This is a genomic window from Arthrobacter sp. fls2-241-R2A-172, from assembly GCF_030208885.1.
In the GTDB taxonomy this organism is placed as follows: domain Bacteria; phylum Actinomycetota; class Actinomycetes; order Actinomycetales; family Micrococcaceae; genus Arthrobacter.
The window spans coordinates 167,622-185,984 of the sequence record NZ_JARVTB010000005.1 but is presented as its reverse complement, the minus strand read 5'-3'; the positions used below and the strand labels follow the sequence as shown (position 1 = coordinate 185,984).

Annotated in this window: 18 protein-coding genes and 1 pseudogene; 9 read left to right on the top strand and 10 right to left on the bottom strand. The window is 63.7% G+C overall.

Features of this window, described 5'->3' with window-relative positions; genetic code table 11:
- The 3 genes and pseudogenes from QRM57_RS12020 to gad form a co-directional block, all read right to left on the bottom strand.
- A pseudogene (locus QRM57_RS12020) lies at positions 1-354 on the bottom strand (hypothetical protein); the annotation flags it as partial.
- Positions 355-524: 170 nt separating this feature from the next.
- Entirely contained in the window at positions 525-1,394 is an 870-nt protein-coding gene (locus QRM57_RS12015; RefSeq protein WP_284986766.1) for a class II glutamine amidotransferase, read from the bottom strand.
- A gap of 21 nt (positions 1,395-1,415) precedes the next feature.
- On the bottom strand, positions 1,416-2,816 hold the full coding sequence (gad, locus tag QRM57_RS12010; protein ID WP_284986765.1) for a glutamate decarboxylase: 1,401 nt from the start codon (positions 2,814-2,816) through the stop codon (positions 1,416-1,418).
- 230 nt (positions 2,817-3,046) lie between these two features.
- Here gad and QRM57_RS21060 point away from each other — a divergent pair, with 230 nt between their 5' ends.
- Both QRM57_RS21060 and QRM57_RS12000 read left to right on the top strand, forming a co-directional pair.
- Positions 3,047-3,430, top strand: coding sequence for a DUF2382 domain-containing protein (locus QRM57_RS21060; protein ID WP_502868642.1), 384 nt, complete (start codon positions 3,047-3,049; stop codon positions 3,428-3,430).
- A gap of 124 nt (positions 3,431-3,554) precedes the next feature.
- Complete coding sequence (locus QRM57_RS12000) at positions 3,555-3,755, top strand: hypothetical protein (protein WP_284986764.1); 201 nt, start codon at positions 3,555-3,557, stop codon at positions 3,753-3,755.
- Here QRM57_RS12000 and QRM57_RS11995 read toward each other — a convergent pair.
- Positions 3,724-5,583, bottom strand: coding sequence for a glycoside hydrolase family 15 protein (locus tag QRM57_RS11995; protein ID WP_284986763.1), 1,860 nt, complete (start codon positions 5,581-5,583; stop codon positions 3,724-3,726). The genes QRM57_RS12000 and QRM57_RS11995 overlap by 32 nt on opposite strands.
- A gap of 119 nt (positions 5,584-5,702) precedes the next feature.
- Between QRM57_RS11995 and QRM57_RS11990 the strand changes: the two genes are divergently transcribed.
- Together QRM57_RS11990 and QRM57_RS11985 are read left to right on the top strand one after the other, a co-directional pair.
- Positions 5,703-6,602: an SDR family oxidoreductase gene (locus QRM57_RS11990; protein WP_257370706.1), complete on the top strand. Its 900-nt coding sequence runs from the start codon at positions 5,703-5,705 to the stop codon at positions 6,600-6,602.
- A gap of 108 nt (positions 6,603-6,710) precedes the next feature.
- The gene (locus tag QRM57_RS11985) at positions 6,711-6,941 is read left to right on the top strand and encodes a DUF6458 family protein (RefSeq protein WP_235521211.1); all 231 of its coding nucleotides are present in this window, start codon (positions 6,711-6,713) and stop codon (positions 6,939-6,941) included.
- A 77-nt stretch (positions 6,942-7,018) separates the two neighbouring features.
- On the opposite strand, the gene QRM57_RS11980 is transcribed toward QRM57_RS11985, so the two are convergent.
- Positions 7,019-7,927, bottom strand: coding sequence for a carbon-nitrogen hydrolase family protein (locus QRM57_RS11980; RefSeq protein ID WP_284986762.1), 909 nt, complete (start codon positions 7,925-7,927; stop codon positions 7,019-7,021).
- Positions 7,928-9,463, bottom strand: coding sequence for an APC family permease (locus QRM57_RS11975; RefSeq protein WP_284986761.1), 1,536 nt, complete (start codon positions 9,461-9,463; stop codon positions 7,928-7,930).
- A 104-nt stretch (positions 9,464-9,567) separates the two neighbouring features.
- Between QRM57_RS11975 and QRM57_RS11970 the strand changes: the two genes are divergently transcribed.
- The gene (locus QRM57_RS11970; protein ID WP_284986760.1) at positions 9,568-10,200 is read left to right on the top strand and encodes a TetR family transcriptional regulator; all 633 of its coding nucleotides are present in this window, start codon (positions 9,568-9,570) and stop codon (positions 10,198-10,200) included.
- 28 nt (positions 10,201-10,228) lie between these two features.
- Entirely contained in the window at positions 10,229-10,513 is a 285-nt protein-coding gene (locus QRM57_RS11965; RefSeq protein WP_284986759.1) for a hypothetical protein, read from the top strand.
- 23 nt (positions 10,514-10,536) lie between these two features.
- Here QRM57_RS11965 and QRM57_RS11960 read toward each other — a convergent pair whose 3' ends face one another.
- From QRM57_RS11960 to QRM57_RS11950, 3 genes are read right to left on the bottom strand one after another with little or no spacing between them, the layout of a single operon-like run.
- Positions 10,537-11,130: a histidine phosphatase family protein gene (locus QRM57_RS11960; protein WP_284986758.1), complete on the bottom strand. Its 594-nt coding sequence runs from the start codon at positions 11,128-11,130 to the stop codon at positions 10,537-10,539.
- 30 nt (positions 11,131-11,160) lie between these two features.
- A complete protein-coding gene (locus tag QRM57_RS11955) occupies positions 11,161-11,907 on the bottom strand; it encodes a formylglycine-generating enzyme family protein (protein ID WP_284986757.1) in 747 nt (248 codons plus the stop codon).
- A 57-nt stretch (positions 11,908-11,964) separates the two neighbouring features.
- A complete protein-coding gene (locus QRM57_RS11950; protein ID WP_284986756.1) occupies positions 11,965-12,843 on the bottom strand; it encodes a helix-turn-helix transcriptional regulator in 879 nt (292 codons plus the stop codon).
- Positions 12,844-13,001: 158 nt separating this feature from the next.
- Between QRM57_RS11950 and QRM57_RS11945 the strand changes: the two genes are divergently transcribed.
- Both QRM57_RS11945 and QRM57_RS11940 read left to right on the top strand, forming a co-directional pair.
- Complete coding sequence (locus QRM57_RS11945; protein WP_284986755.1) at positions 13,002-13,886, top strand: aldo/keto reductase; 885 nt, start codon at positions 13,002-13,004, stop codon at positions 13,884-13,886.
- A gap of 251 nt (positions 13,887-14,137) precedes the next feature.
- Positions 14,138-15,505, top strand: coding sequence for a serine/threonine-protein kinase (locus QRM57_RS11940; RefSeq protein ID WP_284986754.1), 1,368 nt, complete (start codon positions 14,138-14,140; stop codon positions 15,503-15,505).
- Positions 15,506-15,560: 55 nt separating this feature from the next.
- On the opposite strand, the gene QRM57_RS11935 is transcribed toward QRM57_RS11940, so the two are convergent.
- Entirely contained in the window at positions 15,561-16,790 is a 1,230-nt protein-coding gene (locus QRM57_RS11935; RefSeq protein WP_284986753.1) for a GAF domain-containing sensor histidine kinase, read from the bottom strand.
- A gap of 78 nt (positions 16,791-16,868) precedes the next feature.
- Between QRM57_RS11935 and QRM57_RS11930 the strand changes: the two genes are divergently transcribed.
- Positions 16,869-18,275 (top strand): MFS transporter, encoded by a 1,407-nt coding sequence (locus tag QRM57_RS11930; RefSeq protein ID WP_284986752.1) that lies wholly within the window; start codon positions 16,869-16,871, stop codon positions 18,273-18,275.
- The last annotated feature ends 88 nt before the right edge of the window (positions 18,276-18,363 follow it).

Here is an 18,363-nt window from a genome sequence, read left to right as displayed (position 1 = left end):
CAAATACTCCAACGACCGCGAAAGCTCCTCCACCCGCCCAGCAAAATCCGCAGCCTCAACCAGCCCAAGGAGCCGTGCTTGCCCAGGAGCCGACGCCCTCAGCCACCTCAGGGCGGACGCACTGTCCTCCAATGCGTCGGCCAGTTCAGGGGTGGAGTAATTTGTATCCGCAGGATCCAAGGCGCTTAACAGCTGTGAGACCTCGGGCTGAGACGGCCCCGGATCGGTGGGACGGTCCGTGGTCGCCGTCGAACCTTCGAACAGGGCCCGCATCGGGTTAGTACCAGAATCGAGCGACAAGGCATCGCCGCGGGACGAACCCGTCCGCCGCTCCGCCTGCCTGCTGCTTCCCATACAGGAACCCTGTCACGCCGAACCTCCCCCGGATCAGCCCCTTTCCGGCCTATGTGGAAAACCCCGACAACGAGCCCGCACCACGAGCCCGAGCCACCACCCGCGGAGGCGGCAGGTCGCCGTCGAGCGTTACAGCCGTCGAGCGTTAGAGGGGTCCAACCCGCGGCGGATTACGGCGTCTGCGAAGCCGCTGCCGTCGGTTCAAGATCCGCGAGCGTGAGGAGGCGGACGGGGTCGACGTCGAATGGCACCGTGGAGGTCACTGTAAGGTCCGCGCCAACATGGACCAGTTCGCCGGACGCCAGGGGGTGCCAACCGGGATTGTTGTCCATGGGCTCGGTAGCGAAGAGGACGTGAGGTGCTCGGGCAAGATCAGTGCTGCGGGAACTGATCCGCTTGCTCCTGGCATCGAGCGGGGCTCCGCGGTCCGGCGCTGTCGCGGGATTCCGCTTCAACATATAGAGAGGGTGGGTTGCTGGGTACCGGAGGGCCCACATGTCGGTCGCCGTGGACAGGATGAAGTTGAGGCTGAAGACGGGCAGTTCGCGCGCGATCCAGCGCACGGCCTGCACAATGCCCGCACCAACATCGCCGCCGGCCAGCCGGGTTTCTGCAGTGATCAGCGCGAAGAACCGCTCGCTGTCGGATTGCCCCAGCACCAGTCCCGCGACTCCGAGCGATGTTAGTCGCCGGTCGAGTTCGTCCAGACCGTGAAGCACTCCGTTGTGGGCAAACAGCCGGTTGTCCTGCTCGAAGGGGTGGGTGTTGACCATAGTGAGCGCACCAGTGCTCGCGTATCGGACGTGGGCCAGGAAGGTGGTGCTCTTCAGGTCGCGCGCCTCGCGGGCGAAAGCATGATCCTCCCAGGCTGCCAACGGTTGCTTGGCCACGCGGGCCTCGCCCTCGGCGTCGTACGTGCCTATCCCGGCCCCGTCCGGCTCCCGGCGGCTTTGCACAGAGAGGCTGTCCGGGGCGTCCAGCAACCAGAAGGTGGCTCGTACCGGTCGGGCTCCGGCATGGAGTCCAAAGAGACGGCACATGGGTGCCTCCTGTTCACGGGGTCAGTGATGGAATCCTTCTGCTTGCTTGTCGCCGGGCATTGGCGCGGTGAGGCTGTCCAGGTAGTCGACCTCTTTCTTCAGGTCGGCGAGGAAACTTGAGGCGAGGTCGCGCGTGAAACCGTTTCGGACCACGATCCTTTGAACCGTGATGTCACTGAGGCCGTCGGGCAGGGGATAGGCAGGCACCAGCCATCCATTCATCCGCAATCGCTCCGACAAGTGGTGCAGGTTCCAGTGCTCGGTGTGGCCATCCGTGAGCTGCCAGGCGAAGACGGGAATGTCTGAACCATCGCTCCACAGCGTGAAGGCGTCCATGGCGCCGATTTCGTTGGACAGGTAAAGCGCGACGTCCCGGGAGGTCGCCTGAACCGACCGGTACCCTGCAAAGCCGAGCCGGAGAAAGAGGTAGTACTGCAACAGGACCTGGGCGCCGGGCCTTGAGAAGTTCAGCGCAAAGGTCGGCATATCCCCACCGAGATAGCTGACGTGAAAGATCAGGTCTTCGGGCAGTGCCGCTGCGTCCCGCCAGACCACCCAGCCCAAGCCGGGGTAGACCAACCCGTATTTGTGGCCTGAGGTGTTGATGGAAGCAACCCGCGGGAGCCGGAAGTCCCAGACCGTTTGTGGCTGCAGGAAAGGTGCCACCATGGCTCCGGAGGCACCGTCGACGTGGATGGGAATGTCCAGGCCGCGGCGTTCCTGGATGTCGTCGAGGGCCTGGGAAATCAGGTGGACAGGTTCGTAGACGCCCGTGTAGGTGACACCCATGATGGCTACGACGCCGATGGTGTTTTCGTCGACGTACCGGTCCAGGTCATGTCCGTCGAGCATGGGGTGTTCAGCGGAGACAGGAACGAACCTGGGCTCCACCTCCCAATAGTTGCAGAACTTTTCCCAGCACACCTGGACGGCGGAGCTGAGGATGAGGTTGGGTTTGTCGGTTGGCTTCCCTGCCTCGCGCCGGGCGTGCTGCCATCGGCGTTTCAACGCCAGGCCGCCCAGCATGCAGGCTTCGGAGGAGCCGATGGTGGATGTTCCGATGCTCTTTTCGGGATCCGGCGCATTCCACAGGTCCGCGAGCATCCGCCAGCATCGCGTTTCGATGAGTGCCGTTTGAGGGTACTCGTCCTTGTCGATCATGTTCTTGTCGAACGTTTCGGCATACAGCTGGGACGCTTCGGGTTCCATCCATGTCCCCACGAACGTCGCGAGGTTCAGTCGCGAGTTTCCGTCGAGCATCGCTTCGTCGTGGACAACCTGGTAAGCCGTGGATGGCAGGGCCTCGCCCTCGGGCATGGTGAAGCGCGGAAAGATGGTTGACTCTCCGGGCCTGCTGAACAGGGGATTGAGCTCGACGGCGTTGTTCGGCTCGCGCTGTGACGTTCGATGGGATCTGCTCATGGGCTGGCTCCTAGGGGCTCGTCCTCGGGAATGGTCCGCGCGCTGCGGAGCAATACCTGTCTGTGGCTCACGCTACCTGCGGAAGCTGGCAAGCCCAAACACTGGCACGCGAACACTTGCGCCCACAATCACAGGTGCCTGGAGCGATCGGTGCGTCGGGCTTTGGCAGGCATACGAAAAGCGTCCGACGGCGGTGCTCGCCGACGGACGCTTCATGGCACGGGTGCCGCATGGGCGGCAGGCTAGTCCGGGATTTCCATCTGGAAGCCGCACTCATCGCAGTGCAGGACCCGGGTGTTGAGGTAGACCTCAAGCTCCGGATCGACGATGCGTCCCGTGGTGGCGGGACCGCATTCGCCGGACAGGATGACTACGCCACCCGCGATACCACCATCACCCGCGACACGGACACCACCCGCGACGCCGGCACTACCCGCGACGACGACGGCGCCATGACCCGCTCGGAGGAGCGGCTCAACGTTGGCAGGGAAAGCCAGGCAGTCGGCCGCGCCCGCCTGCGCAAGTACATCACCACCGAGAATGTCACCACCACCGTCCCGGTGGAGCGCGTACGTCTGGAAAGGGACACCGTAACCGGCGAAACCCGCCGCTGACCACTCGTTGCTAGGCCCGCTCTGCGCCCAAAGATCACGTCGGAGGGTGCGGAGCGGGCCTCACAACACGGCTGCCCGGTAAGTGCCGCTACCGCAAAGGCGCTGGCGATGGGACGATCTTCGTATGGGCGAACAGGAGCGAGAGCAGCCCGACACGCCGTCGGGTATAGCGTCAGAGGACCGGGGAGACCCGACAACCCAGCAGATGAGGACCGTAGGGCAGCGCCGTCGGGAAGCCGAACGCAAGTTGGACCTGCACCTCGAAGAAGCCAGCCACAAGGGTGAACCGTCCGCTAGCGAAGGCGAGGATCATTCCGAAGCATAGATCCGCTGGCTGAGGCCGGATGCTTGGGATGGCCCATCGGCTGGTCGCTGCTGTGGGCCTCTCCGTGGTGCAGCTGCATGGCACTGTGGATGAGCGGGAAGTGGCTGAAAGCCTGCGGCGTATTGCCCAACTGCCGTTGGGTGCGCGGGTCCCATTCTTCGCTGAGCAAGCCAACATCGTTGCGTAGCGTCAGGAGCCTTTCAAAGAGTTCCGTAGCCTCATCCTTGCGGCCTATGCCCAACAAGGCGTCGACCAGCCAGAATGAGCAGGCCAGGAAAACGCCTTCATCGCCGGGCAGTCCGTCGTGGCCGGAATCGGTACGGTAGCGCAGCACGAAGCCGTCCTCGGTGAGCTCCTTTTGGATGGCATCCACCATCCCGACCACTCCGGGGTGCCTGTGCGGCAGGAAGCCAACACGGGGTATCAGGAGCAGGCTCGCGTCGAGTTCCTTGCTGCCGTAGGCCTGGACAAAGGTGTTGCGGGTTGCATCGAAGCCCTTGGCCATGACGTCGGCGTGTATTTCGCTCCGCAGGGCGGCCCAGCGGTCGTGGGGTCCCGGCAACCCGGACGTGCGCACGGCCTTGACCATGCGGTCGGCGGCAACCCATGCCATCACCTTTGAGTGGGTGAAGTGCTGCCGCGGGCCACGCATTTCCCACAGGCCGTTATCTGGCTTGTCCCAGGCTCCTTCGAGGTACTCCATCAGTGCCACCTGGATGTCCCAGGAATTGTCCACGGTGCCCGCGGGAGAAGCGGCACGCGTGAGGGAGAGGCCGTCCAGGACCTCACCCCAGACGTCCAGCTGCAGCTGCGGAGCGGCTGCGTTGCCGGTGCGGACCGGCTGTGAACCTTCGTAACCGGACAGCCACGGTACGTCTGCCTCGGGGAGTCTCCTGGCGCCGTCGAGCCCGTAGACAATCTGAAGTTCGGAAGGGTCTCCGGCGATGGCGCGGAGCAGCCAATCACGCCAGGCGGAGGCCTCTTCCGTGTACCCGGCCGCGAGGAGGGATTGCAGGGTCAAGGTGGCGTCACGCAGCCAGCAATAACGGTAATCCCAATTGCGGGGACCGCCGATCTGCTCCGGCAACGACGTGGTCGCTGCTGCGACGATCCCGCCGGTGGGCGCGTAGGTCAGGGCCTTGAGGGTGATCAGGGACCTCTCGACGGGTTCCTTGTATTCACCCGCCATTTCACTGCGGCCGATCCACTCAAGCCAGAAAGACCCGGTGGCCCCAAGGGCACGGTAGGGGTCGATCCGCCGTGGTTCCTTCTCGTGGCTCGGGGCCCAGCGGAGCACGAAAGGGACCTTGTCGCCGGCGCGGACGGTGAAGTCGCTGTAGGTCCGGCGATCCCGGCCTTCGAGCGGGGCGTGTGTTGTGAGGTAGGCGGAATCAGGGCCGGCCACCGCGCTGATGCCGTGCTTTCCGTGCCGTACCCACGGCACTACCCGGCCGTAATCGAAGCGCAGGACCAGCTCCATGTGCATGTCCACCTCGCCGGAGAGCCCCTCGACGATCCGCACCACGTCCACTGCGTCATCGCGGACCGGCATGAAGTCGATAACCCGCACGGAGCCGCCGTCGACGTCCCATTCGGTTTCCAGGATCAAGGTGTCTTCGCGGTACTGGCGGCGGGTGCAGACTCCCTCGCTTGGTGTCCCGGCGGGTGCGATCAACCAGCGGCCCGCTTCGGGGGAGTCCAACAATGCCGCGAAGCACGCTGGTGAATCAAACCGGGGGAGGCACATCCAATCAATGGACCCGCTCCGCCCCACCAGCGCGGCAGTGTTCAGGTCCCCGATCATCGCATAGTCCTCAATCCTGGCCATGGAAACGATCCTAGTCCGCGCCACCCCGGCAATGACCACCACGGTGATGCGCGGGAGGGTCTGGCCTCGCGTGGGTGGTCGTGCTACCAATGACCCAGGAACTACTTCCGGGAGAATCCATGGCTGACGATCTGCCTGTCCTTGTAGTTGGCGCCACCGGTTTCCTGGGTGGCCAGGTTGTTGATGAGCTGCTCAAGCGCGGCAAGAAGGTCCGGGCCCTGGTCCGGCCGCAGTCCAGCGCGGCGAAGCTTGAGGCGAAGGGCGTGGAGGTAGTCCGGGGCGATATGCTCGACGCCGGTTCCCTGATCACCGCGATGACGGGCGTGTCCGCGGTCGTCTCGACGGCTGCCGGATATACGCGGAACGACAAGAACGCCAAAGCCATCGATACCTACGGCAACAGCAACCTCGCGGTTGCGGCCAAATACGCCGGCGTGCCGCGGTTCGTTCTCATCAGCATCGTCACCAGCGACCAAACACCACAAATCCCGCACTTCTGGAACAAGAAACTGGCAGAGGACAAGCTGGAGGAACTCGGAGTGCCATTCGTCGCACTCCGTCCCGGGGCCTTCTTCGACCAGGTGGCCACCATGGGTGGCGGCAACCCCTTCGATAGAGGGCGGCTTACGTGGCTGGGTTCCAAGGATGTGCCGCTCACGTTCGTGCTCGCCAGCGACCTTGCCGGGTATTTGGCGGAGGCGGTGGACGCCGACGTGGCTGACGGGGAGAGGATCGATATCGGCTGGACCCGCCCGGTCAGCATCCTCGAGGTGGCATCCCTGGTTGAGAAGCACTCCGATAAGCCGGTCAAGGTCATGGCCATGCCCGAGCCCTTGCTCATTGGCCTCGGCAGGGTCACCTCAAAGGTCGTCCCGCTGGTCAGTGACATGGCCAGCATGGTGGCATGGTGGGATACCGGGAAATACGTGGCCGACACCAGCCGCCAGGAGCAGGTCTTCGGCCCGGTTCCCACCCCGGAGGAAGCAATCGCCAGGCTGGCCGCCCGCTTCGGGCGCTGAACACAGCATTCAGCAAATGCTGGTGGGAGCGGCAAAAGATAAGTATCCTGATGACACGAATCCGGCCGAGGGTGCTACCTCGCGCTGGACAAACATGAGGAGCACGTTATGAGAATCGGTTCTTCCATTGCCCTGATCGCCATCGGTGCCATCCTGGCCTTCGCGCTCGCCCCCGGACTCATCCCCTTCCTGGACCAGGTCCTGGTTGGGTACATCCTGATCGTGGTAGGCGTCATCGGCCTGATCATCTCCATTGCCATGTCCAACAGGACCCGCCGCACCGTCGTCGAGCGGCGCACGGCGCCGACGACAGTAGTTGAGCATCGTCCCGAGGTCTGAGCGGCTAAGATTCAGCAGCCGACCTTAAGGCAAGAAAGGCACGACGGCGACCTTCCGCCGTCGTGCCTTTGCTTGGGTTAGGGGACTGCTCGCGCCGGAGTCGTTGCACGGCCCGTGGCCGGGTCCGCAGCCCAGCCCGGTGACTGGAAGTGTGCGCCTCCGAACATGGGGAAAGACAGCAGGCCTTCCTGGTCCCTGAGTTGGGCCCAAGGGCGGTTGATGCCATGGGTTCCATAGCGTCGGAGTTGGCTGACGCGGTCCAGGTCCAGGACCGCGAACAGGATCTCCTCCCCACCCCGTGCCTGCTGCATGATGGTGCCCTCGGGGTCCACGATGATGCTCTCGCCCACACCGGACGGTGACGCGCCGTTCACGTTCACCACGTAGATCTGGTTGGCGAAGGCGTTGGCCTGCGACATGACTATCTCCATGGCCCTGTCGCGCGTGGTGGTGAGAGTGGGTTGGATGATGACTTCTGCTCCGAGCCAGGCCAGCTGGCGCGCGACCTCGGGGAAGCTGCCGTCAAAGCAAATGGCCAAGCCGATGCGTCCGCAGCCGGGGATATCGAAGGTCACGAAGGAATTGCCGGGAGTGGTGGTTTCGAAGGGGCGCCAGGGGAAGAGCTTCCGGTAGCGGGCCACGATTTCACCTGCCGGCGACACGGCGATGGCGGTGTTATAGGTTTTCCCGCCATCGGTCTCCAGAAGTGAACCCGGCACAAGCCACACATTCAGCTTTTGCGCCAGCGCTGAGATGCGATCCGTGAGTGGGCTGGGGATCGGCGCGGCTGAACGGGTCTCGGCGTCGGGATCCGGTATCAGGAACTCTCCGGGGGCGGAGAGCAGCAGTTCCGGAACCACGATGACATCAACCTCGGGACCCAGCTTCTTGGCTGACTCAGCCTGGGCTGCAAAGCGCGCCCATGTTGCCTCGGGATCGTTGGGGACGGGGTTCGTCTGGATTGCTGCGATGGACAGGATGCGCACTTAGGCCTCGGTTTCATTGTTGAGAATTGCGGGAAGTTCATGGCGGGTTCTGACGTTTCCGCGAGGGATGGTTTGACCGGAAAAGAACGGGCGGAACCTTGGCCGGATGGCGACTGTAACCACGAGGCCAAGTGCCAATGCCCCCACGCCGATCCAGAAGACCGAGCCGATGCCCAGCCATGACAGCCCCGCATACTCGGGGGAAATCATGTCCACTGCGCTGTACGCAAACGCGCCAACCATCAAGAGTGCGCCTAGCCCAGGGAGTATCCCTTGGAAGACCAGGGCGGAGGTCGACGCGCGCATCAGCGGTGCGAAGTACACCACCGAGGCCAGTGCTGTCGCTGCGTAGTAGGCGGCGATCATCAGCCCAACAGAGAGTATTGCGAGACCAATGAAGTTGGCGTTGATGGCTGACAGCAGCATTGTGATGACGATGGTGATGAGTGCCCACCAGACGATCGAGGTGCGGGGCGTTCCCCTCCTTGGGTACATCTTGGTGGTCGCGTGCGGAAGGGCCTGGTAGGTGCCCATGCTGAGCCAAGTGCGGGGAGTGCTTACTGCGACGGTCATCAGGGCTGCGAGCGCTGACAGGCCTACGGCCAGCATAATCACGTGGCCGAACACCTCGCCCGCAGCTTGCGGGCCAAGGACTGTGAGGACATCCGAGACGGTGCCGGGATCGGTGATGCCTGCCGTTCCGGCAAACCCGACGGCGGCAGACGCAGTCATGACGTAGAAGAACAGCAGGATGATCGTGGTGATGATCACGGCCCTGCCTGGTGTTGCTTTGCTGTCTGTGGTTTCCTCGTTCACGGCTATCAGCGCATCCCAGCCCCAGTAGATGAAGAGGCAAAGGATAACGCCGGATACCAGCCCGGATACGTCATCTGACGCGAACGGGTTGAACCATTCCAGGCTGGGCTGTTCGGCTTCCGCCATGGCGCGGCCGGTGGCCATGGCACTGAAAGCGGAGATGCCGAAGCCTCCCAATGCCACTAATTGCAGCGCTATCAACCCGTACTGGACCCAGGCGGAGAGTTCGATGCCCCTCACTGCGATGTAGGCGCTGAAGGCGATAAGCCCGCAGGCGATGGCCGCAACGGCAACCGGTTCCGCAGCTAGCCACGCCAAGCCGAGGACGGTGAGGAGATATGTGGTGGCCACCTGGGCCAGTGCGGCGCTGGCAATGAGCGTGGCCATCTGGGGAACCCATCCGCCCAGGAACCAGCCCGCCGCGGGGCCGAAGACGCGTGTAATCCATACGAAAACGCCGCCGCAGTCGGGCATTTCCTTGTTCAGGTCACGGAAGGCCAACGCCGTAAACAGGATTGGCAGGAAGCCGAGCAGAAAGGCGGCCGGAGTGCTTGACCCAACAGCGAGGACCACGAAGCCGAGTGTCACGGCCAGGCTGTAGGCCGGTGCGACGGCGGCGAGGCCCAGAGCGACGGTGGGGCCGATTCCGATGGACCCGGCTTTTAGGCCCTTGGATGGCGCCTCATTCCTAAGTAAAGGTACTGAACGCGGTTGTGGCATGGAGACTCCTCATTGAATCGGTAATTTGAATGGCATTCAAATTTGAATGCCATTCAATCCCTGTCTAGACTCAAAGTCAACAGGTATCCATGAGGGGGCTGGCCATGGCCAAGATGGACAAGAAGGAAATCAGGAGGCGGGACATCATCGCCGCCGCACAGGCTGTAGCTGCACGCGACGGCGCCGAGGGCGCCACTCTTCGTGCCATTGCCGCCGAGGCGGGTATGGCGGCGAACGCTGTGCTCTACTACTTCGGGAGCCACTCGGAGATCGTCGCCGCAGCTGTAAGCGCCTCATCAGACCGATTCCTTGAAAAGCTCGCAGAAGCCCTTGAGCCTGACATGAGTGCCACGGCACGATTGGCTGCCGTTATCAGCGCTGGCACAACGGCGGGATTGGATGACGACGTTTCCCGGATCCTGTACGAGTATTGGCCCCACATGCTCCGGGACGCCCAACAGCGAGGGATTCAAGAGGAGCTCACCCGCTCTCAGGAGCGCGTCTACCGAGACATTATCGACGCCGGAACCCACTCCGGAGAGTTCTCACCGCTTTTGGATCCAGCCAAGATCGCCCGCACCCTTGTTGCGCAGGAGGATGGCCTGGTGATGGATGTGCTGGCCGGAAGTGCCAGCAGCGAGTCCGTCCTGGACCTGATGGGAAGCCTTGCGGCCGCCCTCCTGGGAATCAATGCGGAGACTCTTTGCGGGTTAATCAGAGCCCGGGCCGGAAAGTGACCGCGTCCTGACGGCGTAGGCTGCTTCCATGGAGAAGACATTCGACATCGAGCCCGTGAACCAGAACGAATATCTGGTGCGCTGGAGATCCGAAGGGCAAACCGGGGAATCCCTGGTGCACACCAACCCGGACTTCCTCGTCGAAGCCGGCCTGGACGGCTTCGACGAGCAGCTGGTAGTTGAGGAAACCACCACCTACCTGGCCGAGCACCAACCTGTGATCGACTTTCCCCAAACTGTGGACCTGGAAGAGATCGCGGCAGCCTATGGAGACTACGCGGAGCAGCTTAGGGCGCGGCTTCAGTCCCGGTAGTTGGTGGGGCCAAGGCGGTCATCTCAGGCGCCGACATCGGCCGTGACGCGTTCGCCGTTGAAGTACTCCAACTCCCAACCGTCCGTGACGTGGTGGTGGGCAAGGTTCAGGACAGCGTTCTGGACGCTGTCCAGCGTTCGGCCGATAGCGCGATTGAGCGTCAAACGGATCAGGGTGCCGTGCGCAACCACCAGGACGCGCTTGCCGGCGAATTCACTGGCCAGTGACTCAAGTGCCGCCAGTCCGCGGGCGGCAGCGTCGTCGTCACTCTCGCCTCCGCGGAAGCCGCCGGGGATACGCAGGGCCTCCAATTCGGGTCCTGCCTGCAAGCCCTCTGCGGGGCCAAAACTGCGTTCAATGAGGTCCGGAACCAGCCGCGCAACAGTGAGTCCCAAGCCCTCGGCAATGATCTCCGCGGTCTCCGCAGCACGGCCCAACGGTGAAGATACCACCACATCCCACTGCTGGTCCGACAAGGCAGCCACCGCGTCGCGCGCCTGGCCGCGACCGACGTCGTTAAGTGGGATATCAGTGGAACCCTGCAACCGGCGCTCTGCGTTCCAGTCGGTCTGGCCGTGGCGGACGAGGGCGAAAGTTGTTCGGGTCATGCTTTCCATTGTGCCTTGCGCCCAGGCGGGTGGTCGAAGTCAGCGCCGCCGTGGTGTCCACCCGGACGGAAGCGGGCCTGTGGTCCTCGCCCGCTCGCGATCAGCGTCGGCGGACCACCCTTGGGCTGCAAGAGCGTTATCGAAGGCGCCCCGAGCCAGGCGCAGGCCCAGGTCCGGGTGACTCATGCCAGGCGCACCGCCGCGTCGGGTCGAGGCGCGCACGCTCCACGCTTCGTCGGCGAAACCTCCTCCACGGAAGACACGGTAATCGCCGTAGCGGGCAGGATCGAGAAAGTCCCAGCACCACTCCCATACGTTCCCAAGGGTGTCGTGAAGTCTGAAGGCGTTGGCCTGTTTAAGCCCTGCTTCTGCAGGACTCTCCAACTTGTCATCCGCCGTCCACCCAATGGCGGGGAGGGAGCCGTAGTGCGGTCCCACAGTGCCGGCGCGGCATGCATATTCCCACTCGGCTTCCGTGGGCAAGCGATAACCGGAAGCGTGGGTCCTCCAGATCACCTGCCCCGCCTCGTAGGCATAGGCAGGGGTGAGGCCTTCCCTCATTGAAGCTGCATTGCAAAGCCTGGTGGCATCCAGCCAGCTGATGTCCACCATGGGCGTTTGGGAACCTGTTTCGCCCGCACCCGTCAACTGGGCAAACTGAGCCGTGGTAACCGGAGTAGCCGCGATCTCGAACGGCTCCAGATGGACGACCCAGCGACGTTGTCGTCGCGCGTCATGCAACTCCACTTGTCCAGCCTGCAGGGGGAGAAGGTCAAACATCGACATTCAACAAGGGTCCCATGGCACCCTGCAGCTGGAGCTCTGTAGCTGAAGCCATGCGGCTCATTTCTCCTGGGCGGGGGCCTTGGTCGTCTCGCGCTGCGTGGCGGCCCAGCTGGCGAGCATTTTCAGGGCGTCTTCTGAAGGTGTGCCCGGATCGGCAGTGTAGACGTTGATGCGCAGTCCAGGGTCGGCGGGAAGTTCCATTGCTTCGTAGCTCAGGTCCAGGTCGCCGACGACGGGGTGGTGGAGCCGCTTGCGGCCGGTGCGGTGGTATTTCACGTCGTGCCGGGCCCACCGCGTGCGGAACTCTTCGCTGCGGGTTGAGAGTTCACCGACCAGGTCCGTGAGGTCTTTGTCGTAGGGGTTTTTCCCTGCTGCGGAGCGAAGGACCGCGACGACGTCGTCCGCGCTGCGTTCCCAATCTGCGAAGAACTCCTGCGCTTTCGGGTTCAGGAAGGTGAACCGTGCACTGTTCGTCGGGGTGACCTTTTCGGCCATCATGTCCAAGTACAGGGCCCGGCCGAGTTCGTTGGCAGCAAGGACATCGCCACGGTCGTTGCGCACCCAGGCGGGCGCGGCGGTGATCGCATCGATGACGCGCTGCACGCTGGGACGCACCGTCTGCGGGCTGCGCTTGCGCCGCACCCGCGGGGAAGCGGTGGCAGCGCGGGCGAGATCAAAGAGGTGGGCCGTTTCGGCGTCGTCGAGTTTGAGCGCACGGGCGAGGGCTTCAAGGACGCTGTCGGAGGCGCCGGAGAGGTTTCCGCGCTCAAGCCGGATGTAGTAGTCGATGCTCATCCCGGCGAGCATCGCGACTTCCTCGCGGCGCAGCCCGGTAACGCGCCGGTTACCGCCATAGGCAGGCAGGCCGGCTTCCTCCGGCGTGATCCGTGCACGGCGGGAACTCAGGAACTTCCGCACGTCATCGCTCTGTGTCATGGCATCCACGCTACGCGCCCCCACTGGGACCAGGGAGGGACTGGCGGTACCCGGATCGACAGTGACTCCCGGAGCATAAGGAACCACGGTTGCATTGAAAGCACGAAACCTGCCACGGCCCTCACCCGGCCCACCTGTATACCCTGAAAGGCATAATCATGGAACTTACCCTCAACAACGGCGTAACGATGCCGGCACTGGGTCTCGGCGTCTTCCAAAGCGCACCCGAGCAGACAACGGCGGCCGTTGAGGCTGCGCTGGCTGCCGGGTACCGGCACATTGACACCGCTGCAGCGTACGGCAACGAACGAGAGGTCGGCCAAGGCATCAGGAAATCGGGACTTGACCGTTCCGAAGTGTTCATCGAGACCAAAGTCTGGGTCAGCGACTATGGCTACGATCAGACGCTGCACGCTTGGGATAAGGCCGCCGGTAAGCTCGCTACCGGCTACCTGGACCTGCTCATCCTGCATCAGCCGGCCCCCGACCGCTTTGACAAGACCGTCGCGGCATATAAGGCACTTGAAACCCTTCTGGCCGACGGTCGGGTGCGGGCTATCGGGGTCAGCAACTTCATGCCACACCACATGGAGCAGCTGCTCGACTCCACGACCGTTGTCCCTGCAGTGAACCAGATTGAGCTGCACCCGTACTTTGCCCAACTGTCCGTCCAGGCAAAGGATGCCGAGCACGGCATTCTTACCCAGGCGTGGTCACCGATCGGCGGCATCACTTTCTACCCCGGCTGGGGCGGTGAGGACCGCCGCAACGTCATGCAGGACCCGGAGATTGCCGTCATCGCTCAGGCCCACGGGAAAACCCCGGCGCAGGTCATGCTTCGCTGGCACCTGCAGCATGGCCGCTCGGCTATCCCCAAGTCAACCAATCCGGCGCGCATCGCCGAGAACTTCGACGTGTTCGGCTTCGAACTCTCTACTGCGGAGCTCGCGGCCATCGACGCCCTCGACACCGGCGTCCGCAGTGGACCGGACCCCGACGTGGCGCGCGAAGAACGTTTCGCCATGGTCATCCCCGAAGCCTGAGAGCCACCACCCACGACGAGTACAACGGAGGATGACGCCGCATTGCCCTTCCCCCCTCTTACTAAGTATCCTGATTACTAATCTGGTGAACCGGATGATGCTGTTTGGGCTGGGGGTCGCTCAAGCCGCGGTTGTTGAAGCAGTCGGCAACGCGCGGCTACCGTGAAAGTTTGATTGACGGCATTACTTGGTGACGGCGGACCCCCCGGGGTTACGTGGAGCCGGGTGGGGCCTGAAGGGCGTGACAATTCGTGGGCAACAATGACGAGGCCGTGGACTCCCGCGTCCCCGATTCCATCGACGACACACTGGATGGCCGATACCAGCTGGGTCCGGTTTTGGGCCGTGGGGCCATGTCGACCGTGTACCGGGCCACTGACCTGCTTCTTGGCCGTGACGTGGCCATCAAGATCTTCCTCCCGGGCTCCGGCGACGATTCGTTCCGTGCCCGGCAGGAAACTGAGATGCGTCTCCTGGCCAGTTTTGACCACCCCGGGCTGGTGGCTGCCTTCGACGTGGGCGTCGATACCCGCAACGACGAAGAGCGGGCGTACCTGGTCATGGAACTCGCTGAAGGCCGTGACCTCCGGGCCCTATTGGCCGACGGTCCGCTCACCGTCCCCGAGGTTGCCCGCATCGGGGCGCAGATCGCGGGCGCACTCTCCCAGGTGCATGGCCACGGCGTCATCCACCGGGACATCAAGCCGGCCAATATCCTGGTATCCGACGACGCCGGGCTCGCCCAAAAGGTTAAGCTGGCGGACTTTGGCGTCGCCCTGGTGGTGAACGACAGTCGCCTGACGGCAACGGGCTTCACCGTGGGCACCGCCCAGTACCTCAGCCCCGAGCAGGCGCAGGGCCTGGGCCTGACTCCCGCGAGCGACATCTACTCATTGGGGCTGGTGCTCCTCGAGTGCCTCACCGGCAAGGCTGAATACCCCGGCACCCCTATCGAGACCGCTTCGGCGCGCCTGCACCGCGCGCCGGAAATACCGGCCGGGTTGCCTGCCCCGCTGCGTTCGCTGCTGGAGTCCATGACCGACATGGATCCCGGAAAACGTCCCGCCGCAGCCGGCGTAGAGCAGGCCCTTGCTGATGACGGAATCCAGGCCGGGCGCAGGACGGCGGTGCTGCCGCCTTTGCCCTCCCGGCCGCCGGTGCGCGCTGCCGAAACCAAGGTTTCGATGGCCACGGTCATGACCCTTCATAAGCGGCGGCCCAAGACTGTCTGGGGTGTCGGAGCAGCTGCGGTGACCGTGCCTTTGGCGCTGGTGCTGTTTACTCAAGGCCTGGCTCCCTCAGGTTCCACGGCAGACAACTCCCTGCCCGCAGAATCGGAAGTGTCGCAAGCGGATCCTCAGCCTGCCGCGCCGGTTGTTCCGGTTGTGCCGACGCCCGCCGGTGTCACGCCCGTCGAGGCCGACCCCGCGGCCGCCGTTCCTGCTGAAGTGGTCAACCTGCCGGAACCTGCGCCGGTCCCTGCCGTCCAGGCGCCTGCTCCCGTCCCGGCCGCAGTGCCAGGGGCAGCGACGGCGGATGAGAAGGGCAAGGATCGTGGCGGCAACAAGCCGGACAAACAAAAAGGAAACGGCCCCGCCAAGCAGCCCAAGGACCGGTAAGAAAGGCACGACGGCGGGTGTCCGCCGTCGTGCGGCCCCATCGCCAGGTGCGTGGCTAGGGTTCGGCGGGAAAGCTGACGGCCACCGTGGTGCCGCCGCCCGGTGTTTCTGCGAGGTTGAGATCCCCGCCGTGTGCTTTGGCGATGTTGCTGCACGTAGCCAGGCCGAGGCCGGAGCCTGGCCCATCTCCATCACGTCGCAGGCGCACCAGGGGTTCCAGGACTTTGGCGCGGTCCTCCGGCGCGATGCCCTTGCCGTTATCGGCCACGAAGACTGTGGTGCCGTGGTAATTTGACACGCCGCTGATGCGGATCCTGAGTTCCCGCTCGGGGCTGCTGTAATTCATGGCGTTGGACACCAGGTTCTGGAGCAGGATGCGGAGTTGGCCCCGGTCCGCACGCAAGCTGATGTCTTCAACTTCCACGATTCCGGCGTGCTCCACCCCAAGGTCGCCGATGACCTCCTCCGTGACGTCCCGCAGGGAGATCTGTTCCGGCTGGATCCCGCCACCCACGCGGGAGTAGCTGAGGACGTCTTCGAGCATGCCCAGCATTCGCCGCCCGCTGGCACCGATCCGGTCCAGGTATCGTGCGGCAGTGCTGTTTGGTTCGACGTCGGGGTCGTCCTCCACCAACTCCACATAGCCAAGGATGGTGGTCAGCGGGATGCGGAGGTCGTGGCTGACCCTGCCCGCGAAACCGGCAAGCTTGGCGTTGCTGTCCTTGAGTTCGCTGTAGGTCCTGTCCAGCTGGACGGTGCGGTGCTGCAACTCAAGCAGCTCCACCACCTGCTTGGCGAGGACCTCCAGCATGCTCACCTGCTCAGGCCGCAGCTCGTTGGTCTTGTCGGAGAAAACACAGAGTGTGCCCGGGACAAAACCCGACTCTGTCTGCAGGGGCACGGAGGCATAGAAGCGTACTTTGCCGATTTCCCCGGTGACGAACGGGTTGTCGGCGAAACGCGGATCCTTGGAAGCGTCGGCCACGACGGTCCGTTCACGCGACAGGAAGACTTTTGCGCACATCGAATCTTCGCGGGAGCACACGCCCGGGTCAACGCCCCAGGCGCCGATCTGGTGCTGGTACTCGGCACTGATGATGTTCACCACTCCGAAGGGAGCGCCGCACAACTCAGTTGCGAGACGCACGAGGTTCTGCAGGGCGCTCATCACCGCAGCATTGGGAAGCAAGGGGGAGCCTGCCTCGGGGTCCAATCCGTACTCCTGCAGTTGCAGGTCACGGCCAAGGTCCTCGGTGAAGGACAGCTGCCCCCGAACTTCCGTCATTAGAACATTCCCCCAAGCTTCTTCAGGATTCCTTGCCGATACTACCGGGGAAATAGCCCGGATGGTTTACTAAGGGGCATGAGCGAGCAGGTCCCGGCCCAGGCCGGCGATTCCGACGCCATCGACCTCTCCCTACGGACGCCGGCAGAGCGGTCCCGTACCTTTACCGGGATCCTGGTCAACACTGCCCTGGCGAATATCACCACCAGCTATTTGTGGTTCGCGTTGACCTTCTGGGTGTACCTGGAAACCCGCAACGTCATTGCCACAGGGGTTATCGGCGGCGCCTACATGCTGTTGATCGCCCTCTCCAGCATCAGTTTCGGCACGTTCGTGGACCGATACCGGAAGCTTGCCGTGATGCGGTTCGCCGGAGCCTTCACCATGGTGATGTTTGTGCTCTCAGGCCTCATGTTCCTGGTGACACCCGAAGCGGCGCTGCTGGACCTTGCCCAGCCGTGGTTCTGGATCTTCACGGTCATCATCCTCGTCGGTGCCGTGGTGGAGAACCTGCGCAACATTGCCCTCTCCACCACGGTGACCATCCTGATCGAACCCGATCGGCGGGCCAACGCCAACGGCCTGGTCGGGATGGTGCAGGGGCTGATGTTCATTGTCACCTCCGTGCTCTCGGGCCTGTCCGTCGGCCTGTTGGGGATGGGCTGGACGGTGGTGGTGGCCATCGTCATGACCGTTCTCGCCTTCGCTCATCTGCTGAGTCTCCGGCTGCCCGAAGAAGTGCGTGCTGCTGCGTCCGATGCCCAAGGCGGCTTTGACCTGCGCGGATCATGGGCGGCCGTCATGGCGATCTCCGGGCTGTTCGCACTGATCCTGTTCTCAACGTTCAACAACTTCATCGGCGGCGTCTACATGGCGTTGATGGACCCCTACGGCCTGGAGATGTTCTCCGTGGAAATGTGGGGAACCGTCTTCGCCATCGGAGCCACGGGCTTCATCCTGGGCGGCGCGTTGATCGGCAAATTCGGTCTCGGGCAGAACCCGTTGCGGACCTTGCTCCTTGCTGTGGCAGTCATGGGCTTAGTGGGTGCCGTGTTTACGTTGCGCGAATGGGCCTGGCTCTACATTGTGGGGATCTGGCTCTACATGGCATTGGTTCCCGTGGTGGAAGCGGCTGAGCAGACCGTCATACAGAAAGTGGTGCCGCTCCACCGCCAAGGCAGGGTCTTTGGCTTTGCCATGGCCTTCGAATCCGCGGCGGCACCTGTTACTGCTTTCCTCATTGCCCCGATCGCCCAATTCTGGCTCATCCCCTATGCCCGCTCCGCTGAAGGTGCAGCCCGGTTGGAGCCGTTGCTGGGCGAGGGGACGTCCCGCGGCATCGCGCTGGTGTTCCTTGCGGCCGGCACCATCATGATCGTGGTGGCCGGGATCGCGTTCCTTACGCCGGTCTACCGGAGGGTCTCCGCTTCATACGCCGGGTCCGGAGCGAAGGAGACGGAGAGCGAGAACGCGGCGAGCAATTGAAAGCCCACACCGTAGGCGACAGCCCGCTGGGCCGGACAGCAAGGGCAAGAGACGCACGACGGCGGGAGGTCGCCGTCGTGCGTTGCGT